This window comes from Paracoccus wurundjeri (assembly GCF_030678915.1).
GTDB classification, from domain to species: domain Bacteria; phylum Pseudomonadota; class Alphaproteobacteria; order Rhodobacterales; family Rhodobacteraceae; genus Paracoccus; species Paracoccus onubensis_A.
This window is the reverse complement of the sequence record NZ_JAUUTZ010000002.1, coordinates 325,263-341,728: the sequence shown is the minus strand read 5'-3', so window position 1 is coordinate 341,728 and position 16,466 is coordinate 325,263. Positions and strand designations below refer to the sequence as shown.

22 protein-coding genes are annotated in these 16,466 nt (G+C 61.9%); 7 read left to right on the top strand and 15 right to left on the bottom strand.

All coding sequences use genetic code 11. The features are described from left to right. The first annotated feature begins 148 nt into the window (after positions 1-148). Positions 149-304 (top strand): VOC family protein, encoded by a 156-nt coding sequence (locus tag Q0601_RS03915; RefSeq protein WP_305287345.1) that lies wholly within the window; start codon positions 149-151, stop codon positions 302-304. Continuing rightward, positions 274-573 carry a VOC family protein gene (locus Q0601_RS03910; protein ID WP_305287342.1) on the top strand — a complete coding sequence of 100 codons (300 nt, stop codon included), beginning with the start codon at positions 274-276 and terminating at the stop codon, positions 571-573. The genes Q0601_RS03915 and Q0601_RS03910 overlap by 31 nt, the downstream gene beginning before the upstream one ends. Positions 574-641: 68 nt before the next feature. On the opposite strand, the gene Q0601_RS03905 is transcribed toward Q0601_RS03910, so the two are convergent. Beyond that, positions 642-1,850 (bottom strand): MFS transporter, encoded by a 1,209-nt coding sequence (locus Q0601_RS03905; RefSeq protein WP_305287340.1) that lies wholly within the window; start codon positions 1,848-1,850, stop codon positions 642-644. Between the two features lie 79 nt (positions 1,851-1,929). Here Q0601_RS03905 and Q0601_RS03900 point away from each other — a divergent pair, with 79 nt between their 5' ends. Then, positions 1,930-2,895: an AraC family transcriptional regulator gene (locus Q0601_RS03900; protein ID WP_305287338.1), complete on the top strand. Its 966-nt coding sequence runs from the start codon at positions 1,930-1,932 to the stop codon at positions 2,893-2,895. A gap of 164 nt (positions 2,896-3,059) precedes the next feature. Here Q0601_RS03900 and ureG read toward each other — a convergent pair whose 3' ends face one another. From ureG to Q0601_RS03850, 10 genes are all read right to left on the bottom strand, one after another. Next, entirely contained in the window at positions 3,060-3,692 is a 633-nt protein-coding gene (gene ureG, locus Q0601_RS03895) for an urease accessory protein UreG (protein WP_305287336.1), read from the bottom strand. After that, positions 3,689-4,360, bottom strand: coding sequence for an urease accessory protein UreF (locus tag Q0601_RS03890; RefSeq protein ID WP_305287334.1), 672 nt, complete (start codon positions 4,358-4,360; stop codon positions 3,689-3,691). Before Q0601_RS03890 ends, ureG begins: the two co-directional genes overlap by 4 nt. Further along, positions 4,317-4,787: an urease accessory protein UreE gene (locus tag Q0601_RS03885; protein WP_305287331.1), complete on the bottom strand. Its 471-nt coding sequence runs from the start codon at positions 4,785-4,787 to the stop codon at positions 4,317-4,319. The genes Q0601_RS03890 and Q0601_RS03885 overlap by 44 nt, the downstream gene beginning before the upstream one ends. Positions 4,788-4,794: 7 nt before the next feature. Continuing rightward, the gene (gene ureC, locus Q0601_RS03880) at positions 4,795-6,483 is read right to left on the bottom strand and encodes an urease subunit alpha (RefSeq protein ID WP_305287329.1); all 1,689 of its coding nucleotides are present in this window, start codon (positions 6,481-6,483) and stop codon (positions 4,795-4,797) included. Beyond that, the gene (locus tag Q0601_RS03875) at positions 6,480-6,785 is read right to left on the bottom strand and encodes an urease subunit beta (RefSeq protein ID WP_305287327.1); all 306 of its coding nucleotides are present in this window, start codon (positions 6,783-6,785) and stop codon (positions 6,480-6,482) included. Before Q0601_RS03875 ends, ureC begins: the two co-directional genes overlap by 4 nt. Before the next feature lie 3 nt (positions 6,786-6,788). Beyond that, positions 6,789-7,352 (bottom strand): HupE/UreJ family protein, encoded by a 564-nt coding sequence (locus Q0601_RS03870; protein WP_305287325.1) that lies wholly within the window; start codon positions 7,350-7,352, stop codon positions 6,789-6,791. Further along, positions 7,353-7,664, bottom strand: a complete 312-nt coding sequence (locus Q0601_RS03865; RefSeq protein WP_305287323.1) for an urease subunit gamma — start codon at positions 7,662-7,664, stop codon at positions 7,353-7,355. A 3-nt stretch (positions 7,665-7,667) separates the two neighbouring features. Then, the gene (locus tag Q0601_RS03860; protein WP_305287321.1) at positions 7,668-8,498 is read right to left on the bottom strand and encodes an urease accessory protein UreD; all 831 of its coding nucleotides are present in this window, start codon (positions 8,496-8,498) and stop codon (positions 7,668-7,670) included. A 192-nt stretch (positions 8,499-8,690) separates the two neighbouring features. Then, complete coding sequence (locus Q0601_RS03855) at positions 8,691-9,539, bottom strand: EamA family transporter (protein ID WP_305287319.1); 849 nt, start codon at positions 9,537-9,539, stop codon at positions 8,691-8,693. Next, entirely contained in the window at positions 9,536-10,153 is a 618-nt protein-coding gene (locus Q0601_RS03850) for a nitroreductase family protein (protein ID WP_305287317.1), read from the bottom strand. The genes Q0601_RS03855 and Q0601_RS03850 overlap by 4 nt, the downstream gene beginning before the upstream one ends. A 107-nt stretch (positions 10,154-10,260) precedes the next feature. Here Q0601_RS03850 and Q0601_RS03845 point away from each other — a divergent pair, with 107 nt between their 5' ends. The 3 genes from Q0601_RS03845 (at position 10,261) to Q0601_RS03835 (ending at position 12,251) form a co-directional block, all read left to right on the top strand. Then, positions 10,261-11,166, top strand: coding sequence for a LysR family transcriptional regulator (locus tag Q0601_RS03845; protein WP_305287315.1), 906 nt, complete (start codon positions 10,261-10,263; stop codon positions 11,164-11,166). Positions 11,167-11,394: 228 nt separating this feature from the next. Then, the gene (locus Q0601_RS03840) at positions 11,395-11,601 is read left to right on the top strand and encodes a cold-shock protein (protein ID WP_305287313.1); all 207 of its coding nucleotides are present in this window, start codon (positions 11,395-11,397) and stop codon (positions 11,599-11,601) included. A gap of 449 nt (positions 11,602-12,050) precedes the next feature. Further along, complete coding sequence (locus Q0601_RS03835) at positions 12,051-12,251, top strand: CsbD family protein (protein WP_305287311.1); 201 nt, start codon at positions 12,051-12,053, stop codon at positions 12,249-12,251. A gap of 145 nt (positions 12,252-12,396) precedes the next feature. On the opposite strand, the gene ctlX is transcribed toward Q0601_RS03835, so the two are convergent. Both ctlX and Q0601_RS03825 read right to left on the bottom strand, forming a co-directional pair. Beyond that, entirely contained in the window at positions 12,397-13,326 is a 930-nt protein-coding gene (gene ctlX, locus Q0601_RS03830; protein ID WP_305287309.1) for a citrulline utilization hydrolase CtlX, read from the bottom strand. Beyond that, positions 13,323-14,384 carry an ornithine cyclodeaminase gene (locus tag Q0601_RS03825; protein WP_305287307.1) on the bottom strand — a complete coding sequence of 354 codons (1,062 nt, stop codon included), beginning with the start codon at positions 14,382-14,384 and terminating at the stop codon, positions 13,323-13,325. Before Q0601_RS03825 ends, ctlX begins: the two co-directional genes overlap by 4 nt. A 131-nt stretch (positions 14,385-14,515) precedes the next feature. Between Q0601_RS03825 and Q0601_RS03820 the strand changes: the two genes are divergently transcribed. Continuing rightward, positions 14,516-14,959, top strand: a complete 444-nt coding sequence (locus Q0601_RS03820) for an Lrp/AsnC family transcriptional regulator (protein ID WP_305287305.1) — start codon at positions 14,516-14,518, stop codon at positions 14,957-14,959. Between the two features lie 98 nt (positions 14,960-15,057). Here the strand turns inward: Q0601_RS03820 and Q0601_RS03815 are convergent, their stop codons facing one another. Both Q0601_RS03815 and nadC read right to left on the bottom strand, forming a co-directional pair. After that, positions 15,058-15,447 carry a cupin domain-containing protein gene (locus tag Q0601_RS03815; protein WP_305287302.1) on the bottom strand — a complete coding sequence of 130 codons (390 nt, stop codon included), beginning with the start codon at positions 15,445-15,447 and terminating at the stop codon, positions 15,058-15,060. Between the two features lie 127 nt (positions 15,448-15,574). Further along, positions 15,575-16,465 (bottom strand): carboxylating nicotinate-nucleotide diphosphorylase, encoded by an 891-nt coding sequence (gene nadC, locus Q0601_RS03810; RefSeq protein ID WP_305287300.1) that lies wholly within the window; start codon positions 16,463-16,465, stop codon positions 15,575-15,577. Position 16,466: the final 1 nt, after the last annotated feature.

The following is a 16,466-nucleotide window of genomic DNA, read 5'->3' as shown; positions in this document are numbered from 1 at the left end:
CCGACCTAACCTTTTATACGTCCGAAACAGGTTAGGCTCGGGAAGGTTGGCCCGGCCCCCGCGTGGCGGGTCCTTCCGTTACTTTGGTGACGGCCCAGGACTATCAGGGTGCCTGCATCTTGCAGGCACCGATAGAAAGGGTATGGACATGAAACCTGTAATCTCCGTTCTCACGCTTGGCGTTGCCGATCTTGAACAATCGCTGATCTTCTATCGCGACGGTCTTGGCCTGCCGACCAGGGGCATCATCGGTCAGAGTTCGAGCATGGCGCGGTGGTCTTTTTCGAATTGTCGGGCGGATTGATACTCGCGCTTTGGGCGCAGGACGATATTTCCCACGATACCGGCCTGCCGAAACAGCCCGTCAGTTCCACGGCCGTCAGCATCGGGCATAACGTCCTGCGCCGCGAAGAGGTCGACGAGGTGATGGAGACCGCAAGACGCGCAGGAGCAGAGATCATCAAGACGCCGCAGGACACGTTCTATGGCGGTTATGCCGGGTATTTTCGTGATCCTGACGGGCATCTGTGGGAAATCGTCTGGAACCCGGAAATACCGCCAGCGGCGGGGTGATATCGTCACCCGCATTCCGGGCACGGCCGGAAAGCGCAGGCCCGATCCCTGCCGGGCCCGCGCGATTGTCATTCCGGTCTGACCCGACCCGCGATGGTGACCACCGCCACGACCAATATGACGCCGCTTGCAAGAAAGACGCCTCTGGGCCCTGTGAATTCCAGCAATGCGCCGCCGATTCCGGCCCCTGTGGCAATAGCGAAGTTGATCGCGGCGACGATAAGACCGCCGCCGGCCTCGGCCTCATCGGGCAATGCGCGGGTGATCCATGTCGACCAGGATACCGGCACGCCGGCAAAGACCAGTCCCCAAAGCGCGATCAGCGATGCGTCCAGAAGCGCGACCCCTCCGATCGTTGTCAGCAACAGGGCGATAACGGCCATGACCAGCGGCATCAGCAGCAGCGCCAGACGCAGGGAACGCTCGATTACGAAGGCGACCAGATAGGTTCCGGCGAAATTCGCCAGCCCGAATCCGAACAGGATGACGGTCACGCCTTCAATCCCGACCGAAGTGACATTTTCCAGAAACGGGCGAATATAGGTGAAAAAGGTGAAATGCCCCGCGAAAACCAGAAGAACCGCAAGCATGCCGATGCCGATCCCCGGGCGGCCAAGAACCTGGACCAATGCACCCAGCCGGTTGTTGCCGCGTGCGGGCAGTGACGGCAGGGTGATATACTGGACAAGCAATGCCAGCAGCGCCAGCCCGGTCGCCGCGACGAACACCCCGCGCCAGCCGATCAACGCGCCCAGATAGCTGCCGACAGGCACCGCAAACACGGTTGCCGCGGAAACCCCCATGAACATGATCGCAAGCGCGCGCGGGATCGCCTGCTCGGGGACCAGCCGCATGACGGTCGCGACAGACAAGCTCCAGAATCCGCCCAGGGCGATGCCCATCAGAATCCGCCCGACCAGCAGCATGGCAAGACCCGGCGCGCCGGCAACGATCAGGTTCGAGATCACCAGCAGAACCGAAAATCCCATCAGCACCCATCTTCGATCGAGGCCGCGCGTGGCGACTGAGATGAACAGGCTGGTTATCAAGGCGACCAGTGCCGTCGCCGTGACCGCCTGTCCGGCCGCGCCCTTGCTGATCTGCAATCCCTCGGCCAAAGGCGTCAAAAGGCTTGCAGGAAGAAATTCGGCGGTCACCAGCGCAAACACGCCCAGCGACATTGAAAAGACCGCACCCCAGGCCGGGCGATCCTGTGCCAGCGGCCTTTCGGCGGTTGCCCGGTCCGGCGCATCGATCAGCGATATATCCGTAGCCATATTCTGTCCCTTTGTCCTGAACATTCCCCGGATCGAATTTGGCTTGGAAATCCGGACAATCCATGCCAGTTTATCCGGCATGTTTGATCGAAACACCGATACGCAAAATAAACCTGACGCCATCAGCGAGGTACTGCTTGGGATGCGCCTGCGCGGGGCAAGCTATTGGCGTCTGCGCCTGTCATCCCCTTTCGGGATCAACTTCCGCGCCGATGACGGGGCGCGGTTTCACTTCATCGGCCAGGGAGAGGCGCTGCTGCTTCTTCCCGATGCAGCGCCCCGACTCATGCAGGCCGGAGATGCGGTGCTGATCCCGCGTGCTCAGCCACATCAATTGCTGTCAGGCCCCCGGGTGGCGGCGCGGGATTTCGGCAGTTACGAACCGGAACAGATCTGCCGGGCGTTCTGCGAGGTCAAAGCCTGTGACGCGGCCACCTGCCGGACGAGGGACACGATCGTCCTGACCGGCGCGATGGAGCTTGATCTGGTCACGATGCATCCTCTGGTTGGCCTGATGCCCGATGCGATGTCCGTCGGCGCGCTTCTTGACCGTCAGCCCGAGATGCATGCGATCCTTGCCGCAATGGAAAGCGAGATGGCACAGGACCGCCCCGGCTCGGCGGGTATCCTTGCCCGGCTTGCGGATGTCATCGCCGCATTGATCGTTCGCGGATGGGTGGAATGCGGCTGTGACAACCTGTCGGGCGTGATTACCGGGTTGCGCGATCCCCGCCTTGCCCGGGTACTGGCCGAACTGCACAAGGATCCCGGTCGCGACTGGGATATTCCGACAATGGCGGGCCTGATGGGCGCTTCGCGATCCGTGTTCTCGGATCGCTTCGTAACGGTCGTGGGTGTAAGTCCGCTGCGTTATGTCACCGATCTGCGGATGCGGATTGCCGCGCAATGGCTGGAACAAGAGGGCAGCTCGGTGGCAGCCGTGGCGCATAAGATGGGCTATGGCTCGCAGGCTGCTTTCACCCGCGCCTTCAAACGGGTGATCGGTGTCTCGCCGGGAAACCACAGGCGCAGGATCGCATCCTAGAGCCTGTCGCGCTCAATCGGAAACGCTGGTTATTTGCGTCCCGCGATAGCCGGGGGCGCTGCCCCGCCGCCGGCTGGTTCTCGAACCAGTGGCGCACCTGCCGGCGACCCCCGAGGTATTTGGACAAAGAAGAAGGGGAGGAAGCGAGACAGCTGCGGCATGCTTTAGCGGGAAGGTGATTGCCGTGGTTGCAGCCCGCCTTCGCGGATCAGGAAATCGACGATCGGATCGACGCCCCTGCCGGCACGCAACGATGCCATCACGACCGGCCGCGATCCCCGGGCATGGCGGGCATCAGTTTCCAGCAACCCGGCATCGACGCCCACATGCGGCGCAAGATCGGTCTTGTTCACCACCAGCAGATCCGAGCGCGCCAGCCCGGGGCCGCGTTTGCGGGGAATGTCCTGACCGGCGGCAGTATCGATGACATAGATGGTCAGATCCGCCAGCTCGGGCGAGAATGTCGCCGCCAGGTTATCGCCCCCCGACTCGATCAGCACCAGTTCCAGATCGGGGAAGGCGGCGTTCAGATCGGCGATCGCCGCAAGATTGATGCTGGCATCCTCGCGGATCGCGGTATGCGGGCAGCCGCCGGTTTCGACACCCCGGATCCGTTCGCCCGGCAACACCTGCGCGCGCATCAGGGCCTCGGCATCCTCTCGCGTGTAGATATCATTGGTGATGACCGCCATCGACAGGCGCGGGGCAAGTGCCCGGGCGATTTGCTCGGTCAGGGTAGTCTTGCCCGCGCCGACGGGACCGCCGATGCCGACACGAAGCGGGCCGTTTTGGCTCATGACCGGAATATCCTTGTGCTCATGGTTTCATGCGACATGGCGGCGATATCGGCCCCCCACGTCGCGCTGGTCAGTTCGGCTTTGCTGGCCGTGGCGGCGCGTTCGGCGATTGCGATGATCGCGGGTTGAAGGCGGGACAGCATCGCCTGCCCATCGATGGGGCCAAGCGGCATGAAACGTATCGCGGCAGAGATCAACGTCGTTGCCTGCGCTTGCAGGAACGCCGCGATGATTTCGGCGGCGGGCAGCGGAAATCCCGCGCAGGCCCGCCCGAATGCCACTGGCAGGGCAGCGGCGGGATGATGCTCCCCGGTGATCGTGGCGACATTTCCGGCAAAGGCCGCGCCCTGCTCGGCCGTTTCGGACAGGCGTTGCCCGCTCATGCAGGCGGCACGGGCAAGATCGTCCAGCACCGGGTATTCGGCACCGGGGCGCAGCGACAGGGCGACCAGTACGGCATCGGTCCAGCCGCAGCCGTGATCCAGCCAATCGGCCAGCCATTGGGCCAAGGTGGCGCGGGTCACGATTCCCCGATCCATCGCCCATTCCAATCCCTGCGACCATGCAAAACCGCCAACCGGGAAAGCCGGCGACAGATATTGCGCCAGCCGCAGGCGGGCGGCGTCAGGCGTGATCGTGCGCATGGGTATGAGAGTGCCCGTGATCATGCCCAAAGGTCCGCCCGTGACCATAAGCCCCACCTTCGGGGCTGAAAGGCAGCATCGCATGCTTCGTCTGCGCGCCCAGTTTATGCAGCATCGCCTCCAGCACGTGATCGGCGCGGATGATCAGCCGGTCGGGTTCGATCCGGCAGGGGGTGTGGCGGTTGCCGATATGCCAGGCGAGGCGGGGCAGATCGCCATGAATGAGCAGAACCGGCTCGGGCGCGGCACGCACGACAATGCGCCGACCGTCTGACAGTTCAAAGGCATCACCATCGTTCAGGCTGGCCGTCTCGGGCAGATCGACGAGGAAATCGCCGCCCGCACAGTCCAGACGTTTGCGGCGCAGCAGGCGGGAATCATAGTCCAGCACGACTTCCGCATCGAAGGGAGCCTTGGCGTTACGCAGGATATGGTGGCTGTGCGGGATCATGTTCGCCTCAATACAGGAAATAGCGTTGCGCCATCGGCAGTTCAGTCGCGGGTTCGCAGCTCAGCAATTCGCCATTCGCCCGCACCTCGTATGTTTCGGGATCGACCTCGATTTCGGGCATGGAATCGTTCAGCACCATATCCGCCTTGCCGATGTCACGCGTATTCGCGACCGCGATCAGCGTTTTGTCCAAGCCATCGCCCGCTCCGGCTTCCAGCCCCGCGCCCGAGACGAACAGTGCCGAGGCACGGCGCGAATGCCCCCACATCGGGCGGCTGAAGACCGGCTGCACCGGGATCGAACCGTTCGGATCGCCCATCTGCGCCACGCTGATCTGACCGCCGATCAGCACCATCTCGGGCTTGACGCCGAAAAATGCCGGGGACCACAGGACAAGATCGGCGCGCTTGCCGGGGGTGATGCTGCCGATATGGGCAGAGACGCCATGCGCGATGGCCGGGTTGATCGTGTATTTTGCGATATAGCGGCGGGCGCGCAGATTGTCGTTCTTGCCCTGCTCGCCATCAAGCCGCCCATGCTGGCGGCGCATCTTGTCGGCGGTCTGCCATGTGCGGATGATGACCTCGCCGATCCGGCCCATCGCCTGACTGTCCGAGGAAATCACGCTGAAGGCGCCCAGATCGTGCAGGATATCCTCGGCCGCAATGGTTTCGCGCCGGATGCGGCTTTCGGCGAAGGCCACATCCTCGGGCACCCGGCGGTCAAGGTGATGGCAGACCATCAGCATGTCCAGATGCTCTTCGATGGTATTGCCGGTATAGGGCCGCGTCGGGTTGGTGGATGAGGGCAGCACATTGCCCATGCCCACCATGCGGATAATGTCCGGCGCATGACCGCCGCCAGCGCCCTCGGTGTGATAGGCGTGGATCGTGCGGCCTGCGATGGCGGCCATCGTATCCTCGACAAAGCCGGATTCGTTCAGCGTGTCGGTATGGATCATCACCTGCACATCCATCGCGTCGGCCACGCTCAGGCAATTGTCGATGGCGGCGGGGGTGGTTCCCCAATCCTCGTGCAGTTTCAACGCGCAGGCCCCGGCGCGGATCTGTTCCTCCAATGGTGCGGGGCGCGAGGCATTCCCCTTGCCCGCCACGCCGATATTGACGGGCAGATCGGCGCAGGCTTCCAGCATCCGGGCGATATGCCACGGCCCGGGGGTGCAGGTCGTGGCCAAAGTCCCATGCGCGGGGCCGGTGCCGCCGCCTAGCAGCGTGGTTACGCCGGAATGCAGCGCGTGATCGACCTGTTGCGGGCAGATGTAATGGATATGGCAGTCGAAGCCGCCGGGGGTCAGGATGCGGCCCTCGCCCGCGATGATCTCGGTTCCCGGGCCGATGATCAGGGTGACGCCGGGTTGGGTGTCGGGATTGCCCGCCTTGCCGATCCCGGCGATGCGGCCATCCTTCAGCCCGATATCGGCCTTGATGATGCCCTGATGATCGAACAGCACGACACCGGTAATGACGGTATCCATTGCACCGCCTTCGCGCGTAACCTGCGATTGCCCCATCCCGTCGCGGACGACCTTGCCGCCGCCGAATTTGACCTCTTCGCCGGGAATGGTCAGATCGCGCTCGACTTCGATCACCAGTTCCGTATCGGCCAGCCGGATGCGGTCGCCGCGCGTCGGGCCATACATCGCCGCATAATCGGCACGGGACAGGGTCACCATCACAGTGCCCCCATGACAGCTTTGCGGAACCCCTGCACGATCCGCTGCCCGGCATAAGGGATCAACCGGACCTCGCGCGATTGCCCCGGCTCGAACCGGACGGCGGTACCTGCCGGGATACACAGGCGCATGCCGCGTGCAGCGGTGCGGTCGAATTGCAGGGCCGGATTGGTTTCCGCGAAATGGTAATGGCTGCCGACCTGGATCGGGCGGTCGCCTGTATTGGCGACCGACAGAACAATCGTTTCGCGGCCCTCGTTCAGCACGATGTCGCCTTTTGCGGGAAAGATTTCACCGGGGATCATGGCCTAGCCCGCAACCGCCAGCGCAAGGCCAGCCAGCACCGTGCCGCCCCCAAGCCCCCGCAACAGCGCCCCGCGCCCGATCAGCCTGCCCATGGCGATACCCAGAAGATGCAGCCCCATGGTCGCGGCAGCAAAGCCGATGGCATAGGTGATCACCCCTTGCGCGGGACCTTCCGCGCCATGCGCCCAGCCATGTGCAAAGCCGAACAGCGCAACGCCGGGAAGCAGTACTGACAGAGGCAGCCGCATGACCATGGCGACCAAGGCGCCAAGGATGACGACCGAGGCAAGGATCATCGGCTCGGCGCCGGGGAAGGGCAGCCCCGCCCAGCCCCATAGACCGCCCGCGATCATCGCGGCAACGAATCCGGCAGGCAGCGCCCAAAGCGCCCGCCCGCCAAGCTGCGCCGCCAAAAGGCCAAGCGCGATCATGGCCAGCAGGTGATCCGCCCCAGCGATGGGATGGGACAGCCCGCCGATGAACTGCCCGCTTTCATGGCCGGGATGCGCGAATGCCGATCCGGGCAGGAAGAAGATCGTGGTGGTGATAATAGAAAATCTTTTCATTCAAGCCTCCTGACGGATCGGATGATGGACGGTGACCAGCTTGGTGCCATCGGGAAAAGTGGCCTCGACCTGTACCGCCTCGATCATCTCGGGCACGCCCTGCATGCATTGATCTGCGGTTATGACATGCGCGCCCGCCTGCATCAGATCGGCAACGCTACGCCCGTCGCGGGCCCCCTCGACGACGAAATCGGTGATCAGGGCGATGGCCTCGGGGAGGTTCAGCCTGACGCCGCGCTGCAATCGCCCCCGGGCGACCATCGCGGCGAGTGAGACCAACAGTTTCTCGCGTTCACGAGGAGAAAGATTCATGGATCAGACCTGCCAGATACGTGGTAAGGGATCGGGACGAAGCGCCCCGAGCAACCGGTTGATCTGCCGCCGCAAAGGCCATCCGTCAGAGGCAAGCAGCCGCAGGATCAGCCGTCCGGGCGGCGCACTTGCCGCCGCAGTTACGCCGGGTTCATCCAGAACCGCGCGTGCGCAGCCCAGCAAGTCCGGCGCATGCGAGGCAATCACCGCCAATGTCGCCATCGCCTTCGCGCCGTTCAGAATGGCCGGATCCTGCAAGCGAGGCAGCGCCGCGTCGTCCAGCGACAGCGCGTCATGGTGAATGACCCGCCCCCCCTGCCATATTTCGCGGCGATCGCGCAGATGCAGATGCGATAGCTGCTCGCCCATCGCCTGACGGCCCAGCACGATCATCTCCAGCAACATGCAGCCCGCCCCCGGCCCCAGATCGACACGAGTCACGCGCTCCAGCCTTGCACCGTCAAAGAGGATGGTTTCCTGCGGCAGCCAATCGAGCCAGCTTCCCGGGCCAAGCGTCAGCCGGACCTGTGCCCGCGCAGGAAGATCATTCGCGCGATAGGCGCGTTCGGCGGTCTGGGTGGTCGCCACGGCCCGGCAACCGGCCCGCATCCCGACATGATATTCCAGCCGGTCGCCAGAGGCCATTCCGCCCGAGGTGTTCAGAAAAACGACCTCGGGGCATTTTGCCACGACATGCGGCATCATGACCTTGGCCGAACCCGCTTGCGCAAGATCGATCAGCCCCCTGGGCCCCAGCATGATCCGGGCCAGTCCGTGGCTTCGCTGCAAAACTGTTGAACCTGTCGAGTCGAACATGGCGCCAATGAAAGCCATGACCCTGCGGCTGCAACCACGCATCGTCCCTGCGGGATGACGGAAACGAAGGCTTTCCGACGGTAGGCAAAATTTTAGGCAGACTGCCGATCACTTGGGCAGATTATGGACGAGACGAGTGGCATGACCGTCTTGTCTTTTACCTTGAAACCGGCCCTTGCGCATCCGGGCAAAGTTATCCTTGCGCCCCGACTAGCCATTCGCCCGCTGGCTAAGCCAGATGCTTCCGATGACAAGCGCGATTCCGGTTATCTGCAATATGCTCAGCGTCTGTCCCAGAAAAACCCATCCAAGCAGCACAGCGGTCAGCGGGCTGAGGAATAGCAGCGAAGATACGACTGAAGGCGCCAGCCGTCCGATTCCGCGGAACCAGAGCGCATAGGTCACGGCCGCTCCGATCAGGCCCAGCCAGACAAGGCCCAGCAGGTTGGAAACCGTCGGAACAGGAATGGCATGATCGACAACCAGAACGACCGGAAGTAGGAGCAACCCGCCACAAGTCAGTTGCCATGCCGTAAAGGTAAGCGGCGATACCGGAGGCTGCCATTTGCGCGCCAGGATGCTTCCCAGCGCCATGGATGTCGCCCCCGCCAGACCGGCCGCGATGCCGATTGCGTCAAGCGAGGCGCTTGGGGTCAGCACCAGCAAGGCAACGCCGCCCATGCCAACCAGCGCGGCCACGACTGTCAGCGGACGTAACCTGCCGGATAACAGGAATGCGGCCAGGAAGACGACGATCAGTGGCTGGGCGGAAAGCACCGTGCCCGCCACACCGCCGGGAAGCCTGTATGCCGCGACGAATAACATGCTGAGAAAGATCGAGATATTAAGAGCGCCAAGGACAAAGGCCCGCAGCCACCAGATCCCGGCTGGCAACTGACGCATGATCACCAGCAGCAGAAGCCCGGCCGGCAGCGCGCGCAGCATGGCGACGGTCATCGGCGAAAATCCGGGCAGGAACTGGGTCGTGACAAGATAGGTGCTGCCCCAGACAATCGGCGCGATAGCGGTAAGTGACAGATCCGAGAGATTGGCTTTCATGATAACTGAAGAACCTCGGAAAGCGGGCGGCGCGGCTTCTGCGGCCAGTTGCCCGGCGCGGCGCGGCCGACAGGAAGAAGCATGACAGGCATTTCGTCCTGCGCGAGTCCGAATTCGCGGGCCACTGCATCCGCGTCGAACCCGACCATCGGGCCAGAGACGAGCTCCATCGCCTCGGCCGCGTGGATCAGCGTTGCCACGCCGAATGTGGCGGAACGGATCGCTTCATCACGGGCCGCCTGGGGATCGCCGGCATAGGTCGCGCGCACGTTTTCCTGCCAGGCGGCCGCCATGTCAGGCGGCATATGACCGGATGCGACGAATGGCTGCAACCGTTCCGCCAGGCTGATATGATCGGGCTTCTGGCCGCAGATGATGAAGGTCACGGCCGCATCGGCGACCTTGGCCTGACCATAGGCGAGGTCGCATAGTTTCGCTTTCGCCTCTGACCTGCGGACCGCGATGAACCGCCAGTTCTGAAGATTATAGGCCGTCGGCGCGCAGGTCGCGAGGCGGACGAGTTCCGCGATCTCGGCATCCGTCAGAAGATGCGAGGGATCGAAACGATTGGCCGAAACGCGCTTTTCGATAAGATCGATTGTCGGATGGGTCATCTGGTTCACTCTTGGCTGTAGTTGATGACAGCAGAGATAAGGAATTTGCCAAAATGCGATAATATGGTAATTTTATAAGAAATCATTTACTATCAGAGAACAATAAAATGGATCGCTTCACGGCATTGCGGGTTTTTCGACAGGTGGCCGAGCAAGGCAGCTTTGCCGAAGCCGGAAGAAAGCTTGGTCTGTCACCACCGGCCATCAGCAAGAACATCGCGGAACTGGAAGCGCATCTGGGCGTGCGCCTGATCAACCGGACAACGCGGCGCATGGCGTTAACTGAAGAGGGCAAGACCTATCTTGAACATGTCTCGCGCGGCCTTGATGCCCTGATCGAAGGCGAAACGGCGCTTTCTTCGACCAGATCGTCGCCGGTCGGCACGCTCAGGGTAAGCGCGCCGATGACAGTCGCGCTTATCCGGCTGTCCGAGGCGATACCGGAATTCCTGTCGCGCCATCCCGATTTGCGCCTTGAATTGCATCTTGACGACCGCCGCGTGGATATCATCCGCGAAGGGTTCGATCTTGCCATCAGGGGATATAGCAATCTGGAGGATTCAAGTCTGATTGCGCGAAAACTGGGGGTGATGTCACATGTGCTTTGCGCGACCCGTTCTTATTTCGCGGCGCATGGAAAACCGCAAACCCCGTCCGACCTGGCGAAGCTGGACCATATCCGCTTTCCGCATGGTCCGAACGCCGATATCTGGGAATTCAGAAAAGACGGGCAGATAGAACGTATAGCGGTCGCCGCGCGCTATTCGGTGTCGTCAAGCCTAGCGGTCCGTGACGCGCTTCGCGCGGGCTTCGGGGTCAGCCTGATCCCGCATCAATATGTGGAAACGGATTTGCAAGAGGGGCGGCTCGAAACCGCGCTGGACGCGTGGCGGACGACGGAAGTCACGCATTACGCGGTCTATCCGTCGCGCCAGCATCTCGCGCCTAAAATTCGTGCTTTTCTGGATTTTCTGGTGCGCCAGTTCGCATATGGCAGGATCGCGGATCGCTGAATCCCCCGGCATATATTTTCCGATCGGCGGTTCCGGCAGACGGATGATGCGTCACATATGCGGGCCTGAATTCGGAATGACTTGCATTCGTGGCGATAATATTTATACGGGCGCTGCAAACGTTCTTCTTTCGACCCTCTGTCTCCATTCGGCTTCAGACGTTCCAATGACGACGCTGAGCCGGGCTGCCGCATGTTGTGGGCAGCAAATATTACAGGAGACGACACGATGGCCAATGGCACCGTGAAATGGTTCAACTCTACCAAAGGTTTCGGTTTTATCGCCCCCGCAGATGGCGGACGTGATGTTTTTGTGCATGTCTCGGCCGTGGAACGGTCGGGCCTGAGCCAGCTGAATGACGGTCAAGCCGTCACCTATGACATCGAAGCTGGTCGCGACGGCCGGGAATCCGCTGTCAATCTTGCTTTGGCATAAGCCCGCTTTACCTATGGATTTCCGGCCCGTCCAAGGGGCCGGAAATCGACTTTGGACGTCGGAAACGACGACAGGGCAAAAGCGGCGTCCGGAATGGCTGGTGCCATAGAGCGCGTTTTGCCGAAGCGGAAACGCCGGTTATTTGCGTCCCGCGATAGCCGGGGGCGCTGCCCCGTCGCCGGTTGGCTCTCGAACCAGTGGCGCACCTGCCGGCGACTCCCGAGGTATTTACCGCAAAGAAGAAGGGGAAGAGAGGGAAAGCGAATCCCCCCCGAAAAGCCCTCTTGCCATGCGTGAAAACCCGTCCGCTCGGGGGTATCGCAGCTATCGGCGGGGCAAAATCCCGGAACTTTCCTGCCCTCCGGACGTTTTGATCCTGCAATTGCGACACGAGAGAGTGGACGCGCGTCCGATTTCGTCACCACACATGCTGAAAGGAGCAGTGCGAGATGAATTGGGATATCATTCAAGGTAAATGGCAACAGTTCAAAGGGTCGGTCAAGGAGAAATGGGGAGATCTGACCGACGACGAGATCGATCAGATCGACGGCAACCGGGACCAGCTTTCCGGAAAGCTGCAAGAGAAATACGGCTGGGCAAAAGACGATGCCGAGCGTCGTATCGACGATTTCATACGCGACAAATCCTGATGCCAGCCTTGGCCGGGGCGAATTTTCGCCCTGGCCAGATTTGATTGTCGCTATGCAGTTCCCGCAATTTTCCGGCTTGGCGCGGTTTCGCATTCAACGGAAACGGAACACTGACGACCTAGCTCCGTCATATCTCCACCCGCAATCAGCGACGCGGCGCAAGATGAATACCGGCCATCGTGCAACGAACCGATCCGCCCGCCATTTCCAGCGTGGGGATCGACAGCGGTACCAGTGTCGCGCTTTCCGTGATGGTTGCCCGCTGGGTCACCGTCAATGCATCGAACGCGGTTCGCGACAATGCCAGTAATCGCGCATCCCGCCCCTGCAATTCGATGGCGTTGCCGGCGAAGGCGCCGATCTGCGCCTCGGTCAGCCGGACCACCCTGCGCCCCGATTCTTCAAGTCGCGCGACCACCTCTTTCCGGCGCGCGCGATCCGTTATCATTCCGTCGCCGATCAGTGCGAAATCCGTACCGATGCACATCAGGACATTTGTGTGATAGATCGGCGTCCCTCGCGCATCCGCCGCCGGAAAGACCATCGGCTCGAAGCCGAAATGTGTGCAAAACCGTTCCAGCGCGATCGGATTGGTCCGCTCGGACGCGACCGCGTAGGCGATCCGCCCGATATGGTCCAGCACCATCGCCCCGGTTCCCTCAAGAAACAGGCCGTCAGGCTCCAGCCCCGAATAATCGATCACATCCTGTACCCGATATCTGGTCTTCAGCATCTCGATGATGTCGCTGCGCCTTTCGCGCCTGCGGTTCATCGCCTTCATCGGGTAGATGGCGACATGCCCGCCTGCATGGGTCGAGAACCAGTTATTCGGAAAGACGCAATCCGGCGTGGCGGCATCGTCGCCCTCGAAGACATGCACCCGGACGCCGTGGCGTTCCAGTTCGGCGACGGCGGCGCTGTGTTCATCATAGGCGCGGCGGGCAAGCTGGGCGCTGTCGGCGTCGCCATGGTTCGCCTGAAAAGCATTATCCTGCGCGGTTTCGGTATTCACCGAGAAATGGTGAGGGCGCACCATGACAACGGCAGCCGGAGCCTGAACAGAGGGGCGGCTCATGCTGCGCCATCATTCGCGCGCTGGAGCATGCCGAAAAGATCGCGGGGATCATCAGGATCGGCAAGCAGATCAAGCGCCTGATAAAACCCGGTGCCCTCAAGCCGGTCGCGGATATAGCGCAGGGCCGAGAAATCCTCGGTCGCAAAGCCCACCCCGTCGAAAAGCGTGATCTGGCGATCATTGCGCCGACCGGGCGCGGCGGCGGTCACGACCTGCCAGAACTCGGTGACCGGAAAATCCTCTGGCATCTGCTGGATCTCGCCCTCGATCCGGGTCTGCGGGGGATATTCCACAAAGACATCGGCGCGGCTCAGGATATCCCTGTGCAACTCGGTCTTGCCCGGGCAATCGCCGCCGATGGCGTTGATATGAACGCCCGCGCCAACCAGATTGTCTGTCAGGATCGTCGCGAATTGCTTATCGGCGGTACAGGTGGTGATGATCTGTGCGCCCTCGACCGCCTCCTGCACCGACGCGCAGGCAGTCAGCGTGAAGCCATGACCGGCAAGATTGCGCATCGCTTTTTCGGTGGCCTTCGGGTCGATATCGTAAAGGCGCAGATGCGCGATGCCGCAAACCGCCTTCATGGCAAGCGCCTGAAACTCGGATTGTGCACCATTGCCGATCAGGGCCATCGTGTCCGCCCCTTCGGGCGCAAGATATTTTGCCACCAATGCCGAAGTTGCTGCCGTACGCAAAGCCGTCAGTAAGGTCATTTCCGACAGCAGCAGCGGATAGCCCGTCGCGACTTCGGCCAGCAGGCCGAACGCGGTGACGGTCTGCAACCCGTCACGCGTATTCTTTGGATGCCCGTTGACATATTTGAACGCATAACTCGTTCCGTCAGAGGTCGGCATCAGTTCAATGACGCCATCGCTGGAATGCGCAGCCACCCGCGGCGTCTTGTCGAAAAGCTCCCATCGCCGGAAATCCTCTTCGATATAGGCGGCAAGGCCGGTCAGGGCGTCAGGGATGCCGATCCGGTGCAGAAGCCGCATCATGTTCTCGACACTGATAAAGGGCACGAAGGCAAGATCGGAAGGTTTTGGGGCGGACATGGCGATTCCTGTGGACATGCGATTTACCAAGAGTATCCACTGTGCAGAATGCTAGCAAAATGGCGAAGTTGCTGGACATTTGCGATAGAACTGGACAGATTGATCAGAACAATTGAGCAAATAGTTAGCCGATGAAACGCCACGCCGCCAAATACAGCCTTGACGATCTTGACCGCAGACTTGTCAGCCTGCTGCGCGCGGATGGGCGTGCGCCGGTGTCGAAACTTGCCGATATCCTTGGAGTCGCGCGGGGAACCGTGCAGGCCAGGATCGACCGGTTGCTTGATGCGGGCGCGCTTTTGGGCTTCACCGCACGAGTGCGCGACGATCACGAAGACAGTGCGGTGCGGGCCGTGATGATGATCGAGGTCGAGGGCCGCAATACGACCCATGTCATCAACAGCCTGCGCGGTCTGCCAGAGCTTCGCCGCCTCCATACGACAAGCGGCAAATGGGATCTGGTGGCGGAAATCGTGGTCGAGAATCTTGCCGAATTCGACCGCATCCTGCGCGAGGTGCGCATCGTAGACGGTATCCGCAACAGCGAAACCAGCATGCTGCTATCCACGATCTGACGCCGTACGCCGCGTGGCCCCATATTCCGGCATGCCGCCGGCTGCGTGTTCGCATTGCGGATGATGCCGATCAGGGCAACCGTTCCATCAGATCCGGATTATTCCAGATCCGTTTGCAGCCAGACAGGTGAATGATGGATGTCGATTGTCTGCAACCTTCCCGGTCCGATATTTTCGAACCTGTGAGGCACGCCTTTGGGGCCAAGAACAACCTCTCCCGCGGTTGCCTCGATGACATCGTCGCCGACGAAGAAACGCGCCCGGCCCGCAATGACGATGAATGTTTCATCATAGGGATGGACATGCAGCCTTGGGCCTTCGCCGGGGGTTTCGTTGCCATAGGCCAGTACCGTGATCTGCCCGCCCAAAGCTTCGCCCGGACAGGAGCCACGCCAGGGACCGGCGGCGTCACGGGGAAAAAGCGTCGCCTTGACCGCAGAACGCCCATCGGGCTGCACCGTGTCCGGGTCGAAATCCCTGCGAACCATGCTTCCATCTCCCTGTTTCGATGATCGGGCGTCACCGTTTCCATCCTGGACCGCAAGAATACGAAGATGCGAACGGACCTGTCCAGCCTCCAGACGGTTACGGAAGCGAAGCGACGGGAAAATGCGCCTATGACCTGTTCGACAGCCGCTCGGGGACAGGGGTATCTTCGGCGACATAATCCAGACCGATATCCAGAATCGGCGCGCTATGGGTGATCCAGCCGACAGAGATCAGATCGACCCCGGTCGCGGCGATCGCGGCGGCGCTGTCAAGCGTGATGCCTCCGGATGCCTCGGTCAGGGCACGACCGGCGACGATATCCACGGCCTCGCGCAATTCAGCCAGCGTCATGTTGTCCAGCAGCACGGCGTCCACACCGACCTCCATCGCTTCGCGCAGCTGCGCCAGCGTATCGACCTCGACCTCGATCTTGACCATATGGCCGGAAGTGCTGCGGGCGGCCTTGATGGCAGGACGGATGCCGCCGGTCATGGCGATATGGTTGTCCTTGATCAGCACGGCATCCGACAACGCAAAGCGGTGGTTCATCCCGCCCCCGGCCCTGACCGCATATTTCTCCAGCGCCCGTAATCCGGGCGTGGTCTTGCGGGTGCAGGCAATGGCGGCGCTTGTGCCGGTCACGGCGCGGACGATGTCGTTGGTGACAGTGGCGATGCCCGACAGGTGGCACAGGAAATTCAGTGCCGTGCGCTCGGCTGTCAGCAGGCTGGCAGAGGGGCCCTCGACGGTGAATATCCGCCCGCCCGCCGGCACGGGATCGCCATCGGCAAGATGGCGCGTCATGCGGCAGGCCGGATCAACCAGCTCGAACGCAAGCGCCGCCAGATCCAGCCCCGCCACGATTCCTTCGCGCCGGGCCACCGCCGTTACGGTCGAGCGGTGACCCGCAGGGATCACCGCAGCCGAGGTCAGATCGCCCGCAAGGCCCAGATCCTCGGTCAGGGCGATACGGACAGGGCCTTCCATCATCAGGCGCGGCAGGGGGGAAAGGGTCATA